This is a genomic window from Falsiroseomonas tokyonensis (assembly GCF_019024325.1).
Lineage (GTDB): Bacteria > Pseudomonadota > Alphaproteobacteria > Acetobacterales > Acetobacteraceae > Falsiroseomonas > Falsiroseomonas tokyonensis.
The window spans coordinates 155244-171463 of the sequence record NZ_JAFNJS010000001.1 but is presented as its reverse complement, the minus strand read 5'-3'; the positions used below and the strand labels follow the sequence as shown (position 1 = coordinate 171463).

General features: G+C 70.5%; 16 protein-coding genes. 10 read left to right on the top strand and 6 right to left on the bottom strand.

All coding sequences use genetic code 11. The features are described 5' to 3' along the window. Nucleotides 1–37: 37 nt before the first annotated feature. Both J3S20_RS00870 and J3S20_RS00865 read left to right on the top strand, forming a co-directional pair. The gene (locus J3S20_RS00870; RefSeq protein WP_216833796.1) at nt 38–898 is read left to right on the top strand and encodes an isocitrate lyase/PEP mutase family protein; all 861 of its coding nucleotides are present in this window, start codon (nt 38–40) and stop codon (nt 896–898) included. Nucleotides 899–988: 90 nt separating this feature from the next. Further along, complete coding sequence (locus tag J3S20_RS00865; RefSeq protein WP_216833795.1) at nt 989–2218, top strand: MFS transporter; 1230 nt, start codon at nt 989–991, stop codon at nt 2216–2218. A 310-nt stretch (nt 2219–2528) separates the two neighbouring features. On the opposite strand, the gene J3S20_RS00860 is transcribed toward J3S20_RS00865, so the two are convergent. Further along, nucleotides 2529–3428, bottom strand: coding sequence for a LysR substrate-binding domain-containing protein (locus J3S20_RS00860; protein WP_216833794.1), 900 nt, complete (start codon nt 3426–3428; stop codon nt 2529–2531). 83 nt (nt 3429–3511) lie between these two features. On the opposite strand from J3S20_RS00860, the gene J3S20_RS00855 reads away from it, so the two are divergent. Genes J3S20_RS00855 through J3S20_RS00835 form a run of 5 tightly spaced genes read left to right on the top strand, consistent with a single transcriptional unit; the run spans nt 3512 to nt 10836 of the window. After that, the gene (locus tag J3S20_RS00855) at nt 3512–5152 is read left to right on the top strand and encodes a hydantoinase B/oxoprolinase family protein (protein WP_216833793.1); all 1641 of its coding nucleotides are present in this window, start codon (nt 3512–3514) and stop codon (nt 5150–5152) included. Continuing rightward, nucleotides 5149–6129 (top strand): Bug family tripartite tricarboxylate transporter substrate binding protein, encoded by a 981-nt coding sequence (locus J3S20_RS00850; protein ID WP_216833792.1) that lies wholly within the window; start codon nt 5149–5151, stop codon nt 6127–6129. Before J3S20_RS00855 ends, J3S20_RS00850 begins: the two co-directional genes overlap by 4 nt. Continuing rightward, nucleotides 6126–8222, top strand: coding sequence for a hydantoinase/oxoprolinase family protein (locus J3S20_RS00845; RefSeq protein WP_216833791.1), 2097 nt, complete (start codon nt 6126–6128; stop codon nt 8220–8222). The genes J3S20_RS00850 and J3S20_RS00845 overlap by 4 nt, the downstream gene beginning before the upstream one ends. After that, nucleotides 8219–9175, top strand: a complete 957-nt coding sequence (locus tag J3S20_RS00840; protein ID WP_216833790.1) for a branched-chain amino acid transaminase — start codon at nt 8219–8221, stop codon at nt 9173–9175. Before J3S20_RS00845 ends, J3S20_RS00840 begins: the two co-directional genes overlap by 4 nt. Continuing rightward, nucleotides 9172–10836 carry a thiamine pyrophosphate-dependent enzyme gene (locus tag J3S20_RS00835; protein WP_216833789.1) on the top strand — a complete coding sequence of 555 codons (1665 nt, stop codon included), beginning with the start codon at nt 9172–9174 and terminating at the stop codon, nt 10834–10836. Before J3S20_RS00840 ends, J3S20_RS00835 begins: the two co-directional genes overlap by 4 nt. Before the next feature lie 3 nt (nt 10837–10839). On the opposite strand, the gene J3S20_RS00830 is transcribed toward J3S20_RS00835, so the two are convergent. After that, entirely contained in the window at nt 10840–11880 is a 1041-nt protein-coding gene (locus J3S20_RS00830; protein ID WP_216833788.1) for an MBL fold metallo-hydrolase, read from the bottom strand. Between the two features lie 144 nt (nt 11881–12024). Here J3S20_RS00830 and J3S20_RS00825 point away from each other — a divergent pair, with 144 nt between their 5' ends. Then, a complete protein-coding gene (locus J3S20_RS00825) occupies nt 12025–13131 on the top strand; it encodes an NAD(P)/FAD-dependent oxidoreductase (RefSeq protein WP_216833787.1) in 1107 nt (368 codons plus the stop codon). Here J3S20_RS00825 and J3S20_RS00820 read toward each other — a convergent pair. Genes J3S20_RS00820 through J3S20_RS00810 form a run of 3 tightly spaced genes read right to left on the bottom strand, consistent with a single transcriptional unit; the run spans nt 13121 to nt 14488 of the window. Continuing rightward, nucleotides 13121–13831, bottom strand: a complete 711-nt coding sequence (locus J3S20_RS00820; protein WP_216833786.1) for a metal-dependent hydrolase — start codon at nt 13829–13831, stop codon at nt 13121–13123. The genes J3S20_RS00825 and J3S20_RS00820 overlap by 11 nt on opposite strands. Before the next feature lie 53 nt (nt 13832–13884). Further along, complete coding sequence (locus tag J3S20_RS00815; protein ID WP_216833785.1) at nt 13885–14298, bottom strand: PaaI family thioesterase; 414 nt, start codon at nt 14296–14298, stop codon at nt 13885–13887. Nucleotides 14299–14302: 4 nt separating this feature from the next. Further along, on the bottom strand, nt 14303–14488 hold the full coding sequence (locus tag J3S20_RS00810; RefSeq protein WP_216833784.1) for a DUF4169 family protein: 186 nt from the start codon (nt 14486–14488) through the stop codon (nt 14303–14305). A 39-nt stretch (nt 14489–14527) separates the two neighbouring features. Here J3S20_RS00810 and J3S20_RS00805 point away from each other — a divergent pair, with 39 nt between their 5' ends. Then, nucleotides 14528–15187: a dienelactone hydrolase family protein gene (locus J3S20_RS00805; protein WP_216833783.1), complete on the top strand. Its 660-nt coding sequence runs from the start codon at nt 14528–14530 to the stop codon at nt 15185–15187. Between the two features lie 24 nt (nt 15188–15211). Next, nucleotides 15212–15430, top strand: coding sequence for a hypothetical protein (locus J3S20_RS00800; RefSeq protein WP_216833782.1), 219 nt, complete (start codon nt 15212–15214; stop codon nt 15428–15430). Between the two features lies 1 nt (nt 15431). Here J3S20_RS00800 and J3S20_RS00795 read toward each other — a convergent pair whose 3' ends face one another. Then, nucleotides 15432–16217 carry a YoaK family protein gene (locus tag J3S20_RS00795; RefSeq protein ID WP_343215127.1) on the bottom strand — a complete coding sequence of 262 codons (786 nt, stop codon included), beginning with the start codon at nt 16215–16217 and terminating at the stop codon, nt 15432–15434. Nucleotides 16218–16220: the final 3 nt, after the last annotated feature.

The following is a 16220-nucleotide window of genomic DNA, read 5'->3' as shown; positions in this document are numbered from 1 at the left end:
CGCTACCCTGCTGGCGGAAACGCCACAGGACCCGACCATGACAGCGACCGAGCGCCGGAAAGCCTTCCGGGCCGTGCTTTCCGGCACCGCCTGCCTGCACCCCGCCAGCGTCTTCGACGCCATCTCCGGCCGCATCGCCGCCGATCTCGGCTTCGAGACCGCGATCCTCGGCGGCTCCGTCGCCTCGCTCGCCGTGCTCGGCGCGCCCGACCACATCATCCTGACCCTCACCGAATTCGCCGACCTCATCCGCCGCATCACCCGCGCCGGCGCCCCACCCCTGCTGGTGGATGCCGACCACGGCTACGGCAATGCGCTGTCCGTCATGCGCACCGTCGAGGAGCTGGAGACCGCCGGCGTTGCCGCCCTGACCATCGAGGACACGCTGCTGCCGCGCCCCTACGGCCCGGACCGCACCGAACTCCTCCCCCTCGCCGAGGGCCTCGGCAAGATCCGCGCGGCGCTGGCCGCCCGCACCGATCCCAGCCTGGTGATTGTCGCCCGCACCTCCGCCCTCTCCGTGACCACTACCGAGGACGCCGTCACCCGCGCCCGCGCCTATGCGGAGGCCGGCGCCGACGGCATCTTCGTCACCGGTCTCACCGACCTCGCCCAGCTCACCGCGCTGCGCGAGGCGACCGGCCTGCCCCTCCTCGTCGGCAGCGCCAAGCCCGGCCTCGGCGGTGCCGCCGATCTCGCCCGCCACGGCGCCCGCATCGCCCTGCAAGGCCACGCCACCTTCCCCGCCGCCATGCAGGCCGTGCACGACACCCTCAAGGCGCTGCGCGACGGCACCGCACCCAAGGACCTGCAAGGCCTGCCGGATTCTGCCACCACCAAGCGCTGGCAGCGGGACGGCCACTACGACACCGCCATCCGCGACTTCCTGGGCGGCTGACCCGGCCCCTGGCGCGCCTCCGCCATTCGCCCATACTCGTGGCGAATCGGAGGAAACGAACCAGGTGACGAGGCGGGAGTCCCGCGGCGCGTGAAGCCCCTCGCGCCCTTCCGGCAGCCGGGCTTCCGGCGGCAATTCCCGGCCGACCTCGCCACCTCCTGGGCCTTCGAGGTCGAGACCCTGGTGCTCGGCTGGTTCGTCCTGACGGAAACCGGCTCCGTCGTCTGGCTCACCGCCTTCGCCGCGCTGCAATACCTCGGCACGCTGATCGCCCCGATGTTCGGCGTGGCCGGCGACCGCATCGGCCATCGCCAACTCCTCTCCGCCATGCGCGGCTTCTACGCCGCCCAGGCCGCCATCATCGCCGCCATGGCCCTCACCAACACCCTCGGCGCCCCGCAGGTCCTCGTCATCGCCACCATGATGGGTCTGGTGCGGCCCTCCGACCTCGGCCTGCGCAGCGCCCTGATCGCCGCCACCATGCCGCCACCGCTGATGACCCAGGCCATGGGCATCTCCCGCAGCAGCGCCGATTCCGCGCGCATCGCCGGCGCCCTGGCCGGCGCCGGACTGGTCGCGACCCTCGGCCTCGGCCCCACCTACCTGGTCGTCACCGGCCTTTACCTGTTCAGCCTGGCCCGCACCCTCGGCGTCGCCGTCCCCACCCGACCCCCCGTCGCCCGCGCCTCCCCCTGGCGCGACCTGCGCGACGGCTTCGCCCATGTGCGCGGCAACCCACCGCTCCTCGCCACCATGCTGCTGGCCTTCCTGGTCAACCTGGCCGCCTTCCCCACCACCGGCGGCCTGCTGCCCTACGTCGCGCGCGAAATCTACGGAATGGACCAGGGCGGCCTCGGCACCCTCGTCGCCTGCTTCGCCGGCGGCGCCCTGGCCGGCACCTGTGTCGTCATCGCCCGCGGCGCCGCCCTGAAACCGGCCCGCAGCATGGTGCTGTCCTGCCTCGCCTGGTTCCCCATGCTGATGCTCTTCGCCCAGATCCGGGACCCCATCGCCGGCATGACCCTGATGGCCGTGATCGGCTTCACCCAATCCTTCGCCATGGTGCCGATGTCCGTCATCCTGCTGCGCTGCGCCGACGAACCCTACCGCGGCCGCGTCATGGGACTGCGCATGCTGGCCGTCTACGGCCTGCCCATCGGCCTGGTCCTGTCCGGCCCCGCCATCGCCTGGCTCGGCTTCACCCAAGCCACCACCCTCTACGCCACCATCGGACTGCTCTGCACCATCGCCATCACCACCACCTTCCACCCCCACCTGCTGCCCAGCACCGCAACCGCCAACACACCACGGCCTGGCTGAGGCGGTCGGTGGCCGGGACGGGGTGGGTGTTGGGCTGGTGGTTTGCAAGGAGGGCTCCGCCCTCCCTGCACCCTCCCGCCAAGGGGCAGTGGCCCCTTGGAACCCTTTGATTCATGAGTGGAAATGGAGAGGGGGGGGGGAGGAACCGCATGTCAGGCGGTCCCGCTGGCCCCTCTCCATTTCCACTCAAGGTCCTGAGGTCCAGGAGGCACGTCGGACACATGTGTCCGACCCTGGTGGGGGGTGCCGGGGGGCAAAGCCCCCTGGCGATCACCAGCGCACCACCCGCCCCCTCCGGCCGCCGACCGCCTCAATCCGGCCGAGGCGTGAGGGCGGTTTGGAGCCAAGTGCAGAAGGTGTGGACGGTGGAGCGGCGGGAGGCGAGTTCGGTCATCACCAGGTGGTAGCCGGTGCCGTCGTCGAGGGTGGGTTGGAAGGGGCGGATCAGGCGGCCGGCCTGGATGGCGTCGGCGACGAGGATGCCCCAGGCGACGGCGAGGCCTTGGCCGGCTTCCGCGGCGGCGAGGGTGAGGGCGGTTTCGTCGAAGCGGGGGCCGGGGGTGGCGAGGGCGGGGTCGAGGCCTGCGGCGGTCAGCCAGTCTCGCCAGTGGGGGCGTTCGGCGTAGTGCAGCAGGGTGGAGTTGGGGATGGCGGTAGCGGCGGGGGTGCCGGCGGGCAGGTAGTCGGGCGCGCAGACGGGGAAGAGCACTTCGCGGGTGAGGGGGCGCACGACGTGGCCGGGCCAGTCGCCGGTGCCGGCGCGGATGGCGACGTCGACATCGGCGCCGTGGAGTTGCGCGAAGTAGCGGTGGGTTTCGAGGCGGAGTTCGATCCAGGGATGGGCGCGGGTGAAGTCGGCGATACGGGGGGCGAGCACGCGCATGGCGAAGGTGCGGGCGGCGTTGACGACGAGGGTGGTGCGGGACCGGGGTTGGCCGATGCGGAACAGGCCGGCTTCGAGTTGTTCCAGGCCGCGGCGCACGTAGTCTGCCAGCAGGTCCCCGGCCTCGGTCAGTTTCAGGCCGCGCGGGCCGCGCAGGAACAGGGTTTCGGCCAGTTGTTCTTCCAGGGCCTTCACCTGGCGGCTGATGGCGCCTTGGGTGACGCCGAGTTCCTCGGCTGCGCGGGCCATGTTGAGGTGGCGGGCGGCGGCATCGAAGGCGCGAAGGGCCTGGAGGGGGAGGGCGGTGACGCCTTGAGTTAGGCTCATGGCGGCGCACCCTAATGGATCGCTACCGGGGGCGCCAAGCGGGCGGCAGACTGCCGCGATCCGCCGGAGCATCTCGGAAAAAAATGCACTTCGATCCCGTCACGCTGCAGATCCTGTGGAGCCGGCTGATCTCGATCGCCGATGAGGCGGCGGCGGCGCTGTTGCGGACCTCGTTTTCCACCATCGTCCGCGAGTCCAACGATTTCGCGACGGTGCTGATGGATGCGGAGGGCAACAGCCTGGCGGAGAATTCCATCGGCATTCCGAGTTTCGTGGGTCTTCTGCCGCGTACGCTGAAGCACATGCTGGCCGAGTATCCGCTGGAGGAGCTGCGGCCGGGCGATGTGCTGATGACCAACGATCCCTGGATGGGCACGGGGCATCTGCTGGACATCACCACGGCGATGCCGGTGTTTCATCAGGGCAGGCTGGTGGCCTTCGCGGGTGCCACTTCGCACATGCCGGATATCGGCGGCACCTTGTGGTCGGCCGATTGCACGGAGGTCTTCGAGGAAGGCCTGCGGATTCCGCCCACAAAATTCCTGGTGGAGGGGCGCGAGAACCGGGAGGTGGTGCGCTTCATCCGCGGCAATGTGCGCGTGCCCGACCAGGTGATGGGCGACATCCAGGCGCAGATCACGGCGATCACAGTGTGTGCGCGGCGCGTGGTGGAATTCCTGGGCGATACGGGCCTCGCGGATCTCACGGCGCTCTCGGCGACGCTGCAGGCGCGCGCGGATGGCGCGATGCGCCAGGCGATCGCGGCGCTGCCGGATGGCACCTGGCACGGCACGGTCTTCGCGGATGGCTATGAGGAGGCCGAGACGCGCATCCAATGCGCGGTGACCATCGCGGGCGACAGCCTCAGCGTGGATTACGCCGGCACCTCGCCGCAGATCGCGCGCGGGCTAAACAGCGTGATGAACTACACCTACGCCTATACGGTCTATCCGCTGAAATGCGCGCTGGACCCGATGACGCCGCGCAACGAGGGCAGCTACCGCGCCATCGGCGTGACGGCGCCGGAGGGATCCATCCTCAATCCGCGCTGGCCGGCGGCGGTGAATGCGCGGCATCTAACGGGGCTGTTCCTGTCGGGCGCGCTGTACAAATGCCTGGCGCAGATCGCGCCGGGGCTGGTGGTGGCGGACAGCGCCTCTCCGGCGCCACGGCCGGTCTATACGGGCCAGGATGATCGCGGCGATCGCTTCAGCCAGGTGCTGTTCGGCAGCGGCGGCATGGGTGCGACACAGGGGCGCGACGGGCTGAACACCACGGCCTTCCCGACCAATTCGGGCTCCGGCTCCATCGAGGCTTTCGAGGCCTCCGCGCCGATCCTCGTCTGGCGCAAGGACCTGTTGGCGGATAGCGGCGGGCCGGGGCAGTTCCGCGGCGGGCTGGGCCAGGAGATCGAGCTGGAGGTGATGACCGACCAGCCCGTGCGCCTCTCGCTGATCTCGGACCGCATGAAGCACCCGGCGGGCGGGCTGGATGGCGCGCAGGCGGGGGCGCCGGCGCTGGTGCAGTTGCAGGACGGCCGCAAGCCGCATCCGAAGTCGCGCACCATGCTGGCGCCGGGGGACCGGCTGACCATGCATCTCGGCGGCGGCGGCGGCTATGGCGACCCCGCCTTGCGGGACCCGGTGGCGGTGCAGCGGGACATCGCCGATGGTTACGTCACGCCCGAGGGGGCGCAACGCGACTACGGGAGGAAAAACCAATGACAATGAAGCTCACCCGCCGTGCCCTGGCAGCCGCCTTCGCGGCTGCGCCCTTTGCAGCCCACGCGCAGGCAAACTGGCCGACGCGGCCGCTGCGGATGATCGTGCCCTTCGCGCCGGGCGGTGGCTCCGACACGCTCGGCCGGCTGCTGGCCACGCCGCTGGGCGCGGAGCTGGGCCAGCCCGTGGTGGTGGAGAACCGCGCCGGCGCCGGCAGCCAGATCGGCGCGGAGGCGGTGATGCGCAGCCCGCCGGATGGGCTGACCCTGCTGCTGGGCGATACGCCGCTGGCGACCATCCCGGCGGTGCAGGCGGCCAACAACCAGCCCGTGGCCTTCGACACGGCGCGGGATTTCACGCCGATCGCGACGCTCGGCGTGGCGCCGGCGCTGCTGGTGGTGGCGAGCAGCTCGCCCTTCCGCACCACGCGGGACCTGCTGGAGGCCGCCAAGGCGCGGCCGGAGGCGGTGAACGTCGCCTCCGGCGGCACCGCCACCAGCACGCATCTGATGATCGAGCTGCTGCAGATGCGCAGCGGCGTGAAGGTGACGCATGTGCCCTATCGCGGCACCGGCGCGGCGCTGCCGGATGTGCTGAACAACACGGTGCAGGCGATGATCCAGGCAATGGCCACCGCCGCGCCGCTGGTCGCCGCCGGGCAGATGCGGGTGATCGGCGTGGCGGCGGAGCAGCGCCTGGCCGCCATGCCGGATGTGCCGACGCTGCGCGAGCAGGGCGTGGACCTGGTCGCCGGCTTCTGGTGGGGCGTGCTCGGCCCGGCCGGCATTCCCGCGCCCATCGTGGCGCGGCTGCGCGAGGCGATCGACAAGTCGATGGCGACGGAAACGGTGCAGGCCCGGCTGCCGGCGCTGGGGCTGGAGCGGCTGCAGCTCGGCCCCGATGACTTTCGCAGCATGCTGGTGAGTGAGACGGCGCGTTGGCGCGACGTGGTGACGACGGCGGGGATCAAGCCTGAATGAGTGATGTCTCGAAGCCGCTGCGCATCGGTGTGGATGTCGGCGGCACCTTCACCGACTTCGTGCTGGTGGATGACGCCACCGGCCGCGTGCTGACCGGCAAGCGGCTGACCACGCCGGACGATCCCGGCCGCGCCATCCTCGAAGGCATCTCCCGGATCCTGTCGGAGGCGGGCGCCGCCATCGGCGATGTGCGCCAGGTGGTGCATGGCACGACGCTGGTGACCAACACCGTCATCGAGCGCAAGGGCGCGCGCATCGGCCTGGTGACCACGCGCGGCTTCCGCGACAGCCTCGAGATGGGGCGGGAGATGCGCTACGACCTTTACGACCTCTTCCTCGACAAGCCGGAGCCGCTGGTGCCGCGGCCGCGCCGCCATGCGGTGACGCAGCGGCACGATGCGCGCGGGCGCGAGCTGGTGGCGCTGGTTGAATCCGAGGTACGCGACGCGGCGCGTGCCTTGGGCGCGGATGCGGTGGAGGCGGTGGCGGTCTGCCTGCTGCACAGCTACCTCGACCCCGCGCATGAACGCCGCATCGGCGCGATCCTGGCGGAGGAGCTGCCGGGCGTGCCCGTCACGCTGTCCTCCGACGTGGCGCCGGAAATCCGTGAATACGAGCGCGCGAATACCGCCTGCGTGAATGCCTATGTCCTGCCGCTGATGGATCGCTATCTCGCGAGCCTGGAGGCGGAGTTGCGCCGGCGTGGCCTCGGCGGGCCGCTGCATCTGATGCTCTCGGCCGGCGGAATCGCATCGGTCAGCTATGCGCGGGCCAATCCCGTGCAGCTGATCGAGAGCGGTCCTGCGGCGGGTGCGACGGCCGCGATGCATTACGGCCGCATCGCCGGCGTGTCCGACATGATCTCCTTCGACATGGGCGGGACAACGGCCAAGATGTGCCTGATCGAGAAGGGGGAGGCGGAACATGCCTCGACCTTCGAGGCGGCGCGGGTGCGGCGCTTCCGCAAGGGGTCGGGGCTGCCGTTGAAGGTGCCGGTGATCGACCTGATCGAGATCGGCGCCGGCGGTGGCTCCATCGCGCATGTGAACGCGATGGGGCTGCTGAACGTCGGGCCGGAATCCGCGGGCTCTGTGCCCGGCCCGGTCTGCTACGGGCGCGGCGGCACGCAGCCGACGGTGACGGATGCGGATCTGCTGCTGGGCTATCTCTCGCCGGAGTATTTTCTGGGCGGCGAGATGGCGCTGGATCTGGCGGCGGTGGAGCGTGCGATGGAGACGCAGCTCGGCCAGAAGCTCGGCATGACGGCGCTGGAGGCCGCGGCCGGCATCCACAGCATCGTCAACGAGAACATGGCCGCCGCCACGCGCATGTATGTGGCGGAGAAGGGCCGCGATCCCCGCCGCTACGCCATGCTCGCCTTCGGCGGCGCCGGTCCGGTTCATGCCTATGGGCTGGCCAAACTGCTGAAGCTGTCCCGCGTCATCGTGCCGCAGGGCGCGGGCGTCGCCTCCGCGCTCGGCTTTCTCGTCGCGGCACCCGCCATCGACCTGGTGCGCTCCGGCGTGCAGCGGCTGACGGCGGTGGACTGGGACGGCGTCGCTGGAAAATTTGCGGAAATGGAGGCGGAGGCCCGCGCCATGCTGTTGGATGCCGGCGCGGCCGAAGGCGACGTGACGTTCCGCCGCAGCGCGGACATGCGCTATGCCGGCCAGGGTTTCGATATCAGCGTGCCGGTCCCCGACGCGGCGGATGCCGCGGCGGTGGAGCACGCCTTCCGCGAAACCTATTTCCAGCTCTTCGACCGGCGCATCACGGGCGTGGCGATGGAGGTGCTCTCCTGGCGCCTGCATGCCACCGCCAGCCGCCCCGCGGTGCCGGAAGGTTTCACGCCACCGAAGGGCGAAGGCCCGGCGCTGAAGGGGCATCGCAAGGTGTGGTTCGCCGCCACCGGCCTCGCCCCCTGCGCCGTCTATGACCGCTACCGCCTGCCCGTGGGCGAACGCATCGCCGGACCCGCCGTGGTGGAGGAGCGCGAATCCACCGTGGTGCTCGGCCCCGACGCGCATGTGACGCGCGACATCCACGGCAATCTGCTGATCGACATCACCTATCCGGAGGAGACCACCCCATGAGCAAGACGGCGGATTACGCCTGGCTCGACGGCAAGCTGGTGCCCTGGGCCAATGCCACCATGCATATCTCCACCGAATGCGTGCTGCGCGGCGAGAATGTCTTCGAGGGCATCCGCGCCTATTGGAACGAAGACCATCAGGAACTCTACACCTTCCGCCACGCCGACCACATCGCCCGCCTGCGCCAGGGCGCGCGAATCATGCGCATGACGATCCCGTACAGCGATGCGGAGATCGAGGCGGCGAGCCTGGAGCTCATCCGCGCCTGCAACTACCGGGAGACGATCCACTACCGCCCCGTGGTCTATTTCGCGGAAGGCGAGCTGACCCATTATCTGCCCAGCGAGATCCGCACCGGCTTCTTCATCCTGGCCTTCTCCATGCCGTCGAAGAAGGTGCAGGAGACCGGCGTGAAAAGCGCCATCAGCACCTGGCGCCGCAACAGCGACCTGTCGTCGCCTTCCCGCATCAAGTCGGGCGCGAACTATCACAACTCCCGCCTCGCCTATATCGAGGCGCGGATGAACGGCATGGGCCCGCCGGTGATGCTGAACGCGGCCGGCAAAGTCGCGGAAGGCCCCGGCGCCTGCGTGATGATCGTGCGCCACGGCAAGCTCATCACCCCGCCCGTCACCGCCGACATCCTGGAATCCATCACGCGGGAGACGCTGATGGAGCTGGCGCGGGAGGAGCTGGGCATGGAGGTGGTGGAGCGTGATGTCGACCGCTCGGAGCTCTATGTCGCCGATGAGGCCTTCTTCTGCGGCAGCGGCGCCGAGGTGCTGCCGATGGTCTCGATCGACCACTACGACATCGGCGACGGCACGCCGGGCGCCGTCACCCGGAAGCTGCAGCAGCTCTACAACGACGCGGTGCGCGGCAGGATCGAAAAGTATCGCCCCTGGCTGACACCGGTCTGGCGCGGCAATGCCGCGAAGGCCGCCGCGGAATGACGCGCAGCGTTGGAAGGCTCGTCGCCGAAAGCCTCGCCGCGCATGGCGTGGATCTGTTGTACTGCGTGCCGGGCGAAAGCTTTCTCGGGCTGACGGATGCGCTGGTGGATGTGCCGGCGCTGAAGCTGGTGGTGTGCCGGCATGAAGGTGGCGCCGCCTATATGGCCGCCGCCGATGGCCGCATGCGCGCCGGGCGCGCCGGCGTCTGCATGGTCTCGCGCGGCCCTGGCGTGTCGAACGCCATGATCGGCCTGCACACGGCCTTCCACGACGCCATCCCGATGGTGCTTTTGATCGGCCAGGTGGAGCGCCGCGACCGTGGCAGGGGCGCCCTTCAGGAGCAGAATTACGAAAAGTACCTGGCGGATACGGTGAAGGCCGTGATTCCCGTGGACATGGCGGTGCAGGCCAGCGAGGCGATCGCGCGCGCCTTCCACCTTGCCGAATCCGGCACGCCCGGCCCCGTGGCGGTGGTACTGCCGGAGGATGTGCTGGACGACGACGCCACGCAGATTCCGCTCGCCAAGCCGCGCATCCGCGCGACGCCCGGCCCCGCGCCGGCGCAGGTGGAGGAGCTGGCCAAGCGCCTGGCCGCCGCGCAGCGCCCGGTGGTGCTGGTCGGTGGCGCCATGGATGGCCCGCCCGCGGCGCTCTCCGCGCTGAAGCGCCTGGCGGAGGAATGGTCACTGCCGGTGGCGCCGACGCATCGCCGCCCGCACCTGTTCGACAGCCACCACCCCAACTATGCCGGCTATATCGGCAACCGCGTGCAGCCGCCGCTGATGGCGGCGCTACGCGAGGCCGATCTGCTGGTGGCGCTGGGCGAGCGGATGACCGATGTGGTCAGCCAATCCTACACCTGGCCGACCGCGCCCGACCCGCAGATCCCGCTGGTGCATGTCTGGCCCGACCCCTCCGAGCTCAACCGCGTCTTCCGCGCCGACCTGCCCATGGCCTGCGACCCGGCGCTGCTGGTGGAGGCGCTGCTTGCCCGCCGCACGCCGCCGACTCCCCCTGGCCGCGCCGCCTGGATCGCGCGGCTGCACGGGCTGCACCGGGACCTGACGGCGCCGCGCTGGGACCCGGCGCCGGATGGCGTGAATTTCTCCGCCGTCTGCATTGCGGTGGCGGAGCGGATGACGGCGGATGCGGTGCTCACCACCGATGCCGGCAATTTCACCAGCTTCGTGCACCGCCACATTCCCTTCCGGCCGGGCCAGATCTTCCTGGGCTCCGCGGTCGGCGGGATGGGCGCGGGCATGCCCATGGCGGTGGCCGCCAGCATCCGCCATCCGGGCCGGCAGGTGATCGCCGTGACTGGCGATGGCGGCGCGCTGATGACGGGCAATGAACTCGCCACCGCCATGCGCCATGGCGCGGCCCCGGTGCTGCTGGTCTCGGACAACCGCACCTATGGCTCGATCGGCATGCACCACGCCAACCGCTATCCCGGCCGGAACACCGCCGATGCGGCGGACCTGGTGAACCCCGATTTCGCCGCCTGGGGCCGCGCCTTCGGGGCGGAGGGCTTCACCATCGCCAGCGAATCCGACATCGCGCCCGTGCTGGATGCGGCGCTGGCGCCGCGCACGAAGCCGGCGGTGGTGCATGTGCAGGCCTCCGCCCTTCAGGTCACCGCCTGGCGGCGCCTGAAGGGGTGAGCCTCACGCCGTCCAGGCAGCCATGGTCGCCCGGGCGCATTCATGCATCACGGTCAGCGCGCGCTGCGTCGCGGGCACGCCGGTGACGAAGAGGTTCGGCCCGCCATCGCGCATCCGCTCCAGTCGCGGGATGGCCAGGTCGAAGCTGCTGTGGTTCGACAGGAACACGTCGATCTCCTGCTCCCCCGCCACCTGGCGGGCGCGGGCGGTGCCGTCGATATAGCTCTGCAGCCGCGGAAGCCTGTCCGGCTGCCGGCCGAAGTTGAAGGAGGTGCCGCCCCAGAGCAGCGCCCGATGCGTCGCACCGCCCAGCTTCAGGTCGATGATGGGTGAGATGGTGCCGCGGGTATGCCCGGGCGTGGACAGGATGCGCACCACCGTGTCGCCCAGCCGCACCTCGCTGCCGTCGCCGACGGAAATGTCCCGGCGCGGCGGCCGGCCCAGCTCCGGCCGGTCGAATTCCAGCCGGCCGGAATCCAGCATCTGCCAATCCGTCTCGCTCATCACCACGCGGGTGCCGTAGCGGCGGGTGAAGTGGCCGCAGCCGCCATAATGGTCGGCATGGCCATGCGTCACGATCATCAGCTTCACCTGAGCGGGGTCCAGCCCCATGCGGCGCAGCCCGCCCTCGATATCGCGCTCGGCCATGGCGTCGTGGTCCATGCCGTCGATCACAATGATCCCGTCGGAGGTCAGCAGCGCCCAGGCGCTGACCCAGTGGTTGCCCAGGAAGACCAGGTTGTCGAAGGCGCGCGCCGGCGGCGGCGTGGGTCGGGCGCGCTGCTCATCCGGCGTCGGCAGGCGCAGGCCGGGGGTGGGAGCGGCGACCTCCCCCAGCCGCAGCAGATGCGTCAGGTCATCCCCCGCCGCGGCGCGGGCCAGGGCCAGGTGCTGCTGCACCGCGGGTGACTGCGCGGCGGCCTGGCTGACCGGCGCGGCCAGCGCGGTGCAGCAGGCGCAGCCCAAAGCGAGCAGCTGGCGGCGGGAGGGCGCGACGGCCTCCGCCCGCAATGCCGTGGCGCGACGGCGTGCGAAGAACGACATGGACATCCTCCCATCGGACTTGGCGCGATCCTGCGCCTGCCGGGGCGGCGTTTCCAGCTTGGCGACGCTTCACGAAGCGGCGCGGGCCCCCTCGCCCCGCGCCGCGTTTTGCCATACCCATCCCCAAAGCCTCGGGGGAGCAGCATGGACCAGGTGGATTGCGTGGTGGTGGGGGCGGGCGTCGTCGGCCTCGCCGTGGCCCGGGCGCTGGCCCAGGCGGGGCGGGAGGTGCTGGTGCTGGACGCGGCGGAGGGCATCGGCACCGAGACCTCCTCCCGCAATTCGGAGGTGATCCACGCCGGCATCTACTACAAGGCCGGCAGCCTGATGGCGAAGACCTGCGTCGCCGGCAAGTGGAAGCTCTACGAATACTGCGACAGCCACGGCGTGCCCTATCGCAACTGCGGCAAGCTGATCGTCGCCACCAGCCAGGCGGAGGCCGAGCAGCTGGAAGGCATCCGCCAGCGCGCCGCCGCCAATGGCGTGGACGATTTGCGCTTCATCTCGGGGGATGAGGCGCGGGCGATCGAGCCGTCCCTGTCCTGCACGGCGGCGCTGGTCTCACCCTCCACCGGCATCATCGACAGCCATGCCTATATGCTGGCGCTTCAGGGCGATGCCGAGGATGCGGGCGCCATGTTCGCCTTCCACGCGCCGGTGCTGCAGGGCCGCGTGGCCGGCGCGCGGATCGAGCTGGAGGTGGGCGGGGCAGAGCCCATGGCGCTGTCCTGCAACCTGCTAGTGAACTCCGCCGGCCTGCATGCGCCGGGCCTGGCGCGGCGGATCGCGGGCATGCCGGAACAGCACATCCCCGGCGCCTTCTACGCCAAGGGCAACTACTTCAGCCTGACGATGAAATCGCCCTTCAGCCGGCTGATCTACCCGGTGCCGGTGCCGGGTGGCCTGGGCACCCACCTGACCATCGACCTCGGCGGCCAGGCGCGCTTCGGGCCGGATGTCGAATGGGTCGACCGCATCGACTACAATGTGGACCCGCGGCGGGGGGAGCTGTTCTACGACAGCATCCGCCGCTGGTGGCCCGCCCTGCCGGATGGCGCGCTGGCGCCGGGCTATTCCGGCATCCGCCCGAAGACGGTGCCGCAGGGCGCGCCGGGCCAGGACTTCGTCATCCAGGGTCCGGCCACCCATGGCGTGCCGGGCCTCGTGAACCTCTTCGGCATCGAGAGCCCGGGGCTGACGGCCTCCCTCGCGCTGGCGGAGGAGGTGATGGCGGCGATCCCTACAGCGTGAAGGCCACGCCCTTTTCCGGCACCAGCACGCGGGCCTTGGCGCCCGCCATCTCCCGCTCGAAGACCGAGGCATCCGGCGCGATCATCGGGAAGGTGCCGAAGTGGCAGGGGATGGCGGTGGTGACGCTGGGCAGGAAGCGCTTCACCGCCAGCGCGCCGCGCTTGCCGTCCATGGTGAAGCGGTCGCCCACCGGCACCATCGCCACCGTCGGGCTGTGCAGCTCCCCGATCAGCGCCATGTCGCCGAACACCTCGGTATCGCCCATGTGATAGACCACCGGCTCGCCCTTGGCCTTCGGCGTGATCACCAGCCCGCCGGGCAGGCCGAGGTCCTGGGTCACGCCGTTCTCGTCCATCACCGCCGAGGAATGGAAGGCGATGGTCAGCGTCACCGCAAAATCGTCCTGCTGCGTGGTGCCGCCCGTGTTCATCGGGTCCATGGCCTTCAGCCCCTGGCGGGCCAGCCACATGCAGATCTCGAAATTCGCCACCACCTTGGCGCCCGTCCGCTGGTGGATCGCCAGCGTGTCGCCGACATGGTCGCTGTGGCCATGCGTCAGCAGGATGTGGGTGGCGCCCGCGCTGGCCGCCTCGGCATCGCCCTGGAAGACCGGGTTGCCGGTCAGGAAGGGGTCGATCAGCACCACCGAATTGGCGAATTCCAGGCGATAGGCCGAGTGCCCGAACCAGGTGATTTTCATGGATTCTCTCCGTCTGTCGCGGCCCGCCTTCTAGCCCAGGTATGGGCCGAGCGTCACCGCGGGGGGGCCAGCAGCTTCCAGATGCCGGTGGCCGCGATCACCGCCGTATCGCCGGCGCGCAGCGTGCCACGCACGAAGACCACGCTGCGGGTCTGCCGCGTGATCTCCCCCGCGCCCACCAGAAACTGCCCCGGCTTCGCGGCCGCCAGGTAGTGCAGGTCGAGCTGGATGGTGGCCAGGTTGATGCCGCCGCCGGTCGCGGCGCGCACGATCAGCCCCAGCGTATGGTCCATGAAGGTGGCGAGGATGCCGCCATGGATGACGCCGCGGCCATTGGCGTGGTCCGGGCGCGCCGCAAAACCGTATTCGGCGCCGCGCTGCCAGAGTGGGTTCGCGGTCTCCGGCAGGCCGGAGGGGGTGACGATCTGCCAGCCATCGGTGGCGGGGTCGTAAGCGGTGCTGTCCATCCACTCAGTCTTCCGCGGATTCCCGCTTCGCGCCATCCAGCAGCGCCGCGCGCCGCGCCTCCGCCGCGCGATCGGCCAGCTTCTCCGCCTTGGTGCGGCCGTGCTTCACGCGGTTCGCGGCGGCCTCCGCCTCCGCCTGCCGCTTCGCCAGCGCCTTGCGCGCATGGTTGAGGTTGACGAGTTTGCCCATAAGGGAACACTACCGTGCTGAACCTGCGCGGGAAACGTCATGCAGATCGAGCTCAAGGCCGCCGATGGCCATCGCCTGAATGCCTATCGCGCCGGCCCCGCCGATGCGAAGCGTGCCCTGGTGGTGGTGCAGGAAATCTTCGGCGTGAACCGCCATATGCGGCATGTCTGCGACGCTTTCGCGGCCGAAGGCTATGCGGTGGTCTGCCCGGCGCTGTTCGACCGCGTCGAGCGCGGCGTCGAGCTCGGCTATGCGGCGGAGGATGTGGCCCGCGGCCGCGACCTGCGCGCCAAGGTCGATGAGAAGGACACGATGCTGGACATCGAGGCCGCCGCCGCCGCCCTGCCGGGCACGGCCGCGCGCGGCATCGTCGGCTATTGCTGGGGCGGCACCATCGCCTGGTGGGGCGCGACGCGCAGCCACAGCTTCAAGGCCGCCTGCGGCTGGTATGGCGGTGGCATCGCCGGAACCCGCACGGAAAAGCCCGCCTGCCCGGTGCAGCTGCATTTCGGCGAGGTCGATGCCTCCATCCCGATGTCGGATGTCGAACTGATCCGCCAGGCGCAGCCGGGCGTCGAGATCTTCGTCTATCAGGGCGCCGGCCATGGATTCGGCTGCGAGGAGCGCGGCTCCTACAAGCCGGCCGATGCCGATGTGGCCCAGGCCCGCACGCTCGCCTTCTTCGCCAAACATCTCTGACCCAAGCATTGGGGAGCTGACGCCATGCTCGGCTACTACATCACCTCCGGCATCTGCCTGGCCCTGCTGATCATGATCCCGATCTGGAGCCCGGGCGGCGCGCAGCCGACCTATCCCTTCTGGGTCATTGCGCTGCTGGCCCTGGTGGTCTTCGTGGTGCCGCTGGTGCTGCGCCGCCGGAAGCGGGAGGGCGCGGCCCAGTCCGGCGAGCTGGCGGTGCGGCTGGAGGAAGTGAAGGACTAGCTCAGCCCGCCCGCCGCCGCAGCACGGCCGCCGCCGCGGGGGCCGTGCCGAGCAGGCCCAGCAGCAGCGCCAGCGGCAGCGCGGCCGCGGCGCCGAACTGGCTGAAGCCCAGCGCGCCCAGCGTGCCGCCCGCCAGGAAGGCGCAGAGCATGGCGCCCAGCAGCCGCAGCTTCGCGCGATCGGCGCGCACCGCCGGACCCAGCCCGCCGCGGTTCCAGTAGCCCAGCTTGCCCAGCTCGATGCCGATGTCGGTGACGATGCCGGTCACATGGGTGGTGCGCAGCCGGGCGCCGGAGACCTTGGTGATCGTGGCGTTCTGCAGCCCCATGAGGAAGCAGAGCAGCGCCACCGCCACCGTCAACGCCCCCCTCAACGCCCCTGGCACCCCGCCGCCCCAGACCATGCCGGCCGCGCCAAGGCCCGCCAGCAGCACCCCCTCCAGCAGCAGCGGCAGGGCATATTGCGCGGTGGATTCGTGCCGCCGGCCCCAGTTGATCAGCCAGGCGGAGGTGGCGGCGCCCAGCACGAAGCAGAGCACCGCCGCCAGCCCGGCCCCGGCCAGCGGCCAATGGCCGAGCGCCGCATGGTCCGCGACGGCGGAGACAATGCCCGACATGTGGGAGGTATAGTGCCCGACGGCGAAGAAGCCGCCGGCATTGATCGCGCCGGCGATGAAGGCCAGCGCATAGGCCAAATGGCGGTCGCTGGCCTCGCTGCGCCGGTCCGCCACCAGGCGATGCGCGAAGAGGATGGCCGGCGCCAGCGGGCGCAGCAGCCGCGCGGGCACCGG

What these genes read in the sequence shown, in the direction of transcription:
- J3S20_RS00850 (WP_216833792.1), top strand. Translation starts at nt 5,149, where the DNA reads ATGACAATGAAGCTCACCCGCCGTGCCCTGGCAGCCGCCTTCGCGGCT.
- J3S20_RS00820 (WP_216833786.1), bottom strand. Translation starts at nt 13,831, where the DNA reads ATGAAAATCACCTGGTTCGGGCACTCGGCCTATCGCCTGGAATTCGCC.
- J3S20_RS00855 (WP_216833793.1), top strand. Translation starts at nt 3,512, where the DNA reads ATGCACTTCGATCCCGTCACGCTGCAGATCCTGTGGAGCCGGCTGATC.
- J3S20_RS00845 (WP_216833791.1), top strand. Translation starts at nt 6,126, where the DNA reads ATGAGTGATGTCTCGAAGCCGCTGCGCATCGGTGTGGATGTCGGCGGC.
- J3S20_RS00860 (WP_216833794.1), bottom strand. Translation starts at nt 3,428, where the DNA reads ATGAGCCTAACTCAAGGCGTCACCGCCCTCCCCCTCCAGGCCCTTCGC.
- J3S20_RS00805 (WP_216833783.1), top strand. Translation starts at nt 14,528, where the DNA reads ATGCAGATCGAGCTCAAGGCCGCCGATGGCCATCGCCTGAATGCCTAT.
- J3S20_RS00810 (WP_216833784.1), bottom strand. Translation starts at nt 14,488, where the DNA reads ATGGGCAAACTCGTCAACCTCAACCATGCGCGCAAGGCGCTGGCGAAG.
- J3S20_RS00835 (WP_216833789.1), top strand. Translation starts at nt 9,172, where the DNA reads ATGACGCGCAGCGTTGGAAGGCTCGTCGCCGAAAGCCTCGCCGCGCAT.
- J3S20_RS00815 (WP_216833785.1), bottom strand. Translation starts at nt 14,298, where the DNA reads ATGGACAGCACCGCTTACGACCCCGCCACCGATGGCTGGCAGATCGTC.
- J3S20_RS00870 (WP_216833796.1), top strand. Translation starts at nt 38, where the DNA reads ATGACAGCGACCGAGCGCCGGAAAGCCTTCCGGGCCGTGCTTTCCGGC.
- J3S20_RS00830 (WP_216833788.1), bottom strand. Translation starts at nt 11,880, where the DNA reads ATGTCGTTCTTCGCACGCCGTCGCGCCACGGCATTGCGGGCGGAGGCC.
- J3S20_RS00800 (WP_216833782.1), top strand. Translation starts at nt 15,212, where the DNA reads ATGCTCGGCTACTACATCACCTCCGGCATCTGCCTGGCCCTGCTGATC.
- J3S20_RS00825 (WP_216833787.1), top strand. Translation starts at nt 12,025, where the DNA reads ATGGACCAGGTGGATTGCGTGGTGGTGGGGGCGGGCGTCGTCGGCCTC.
- J3S20_RS00840 (WP_216833790.1), top strand. Translation starts at nt 8,219, where the DNA reads ATGAGCAAGACGGCGGATTACGCCTGGCTCGACGGCAAGCTGGTGCCC.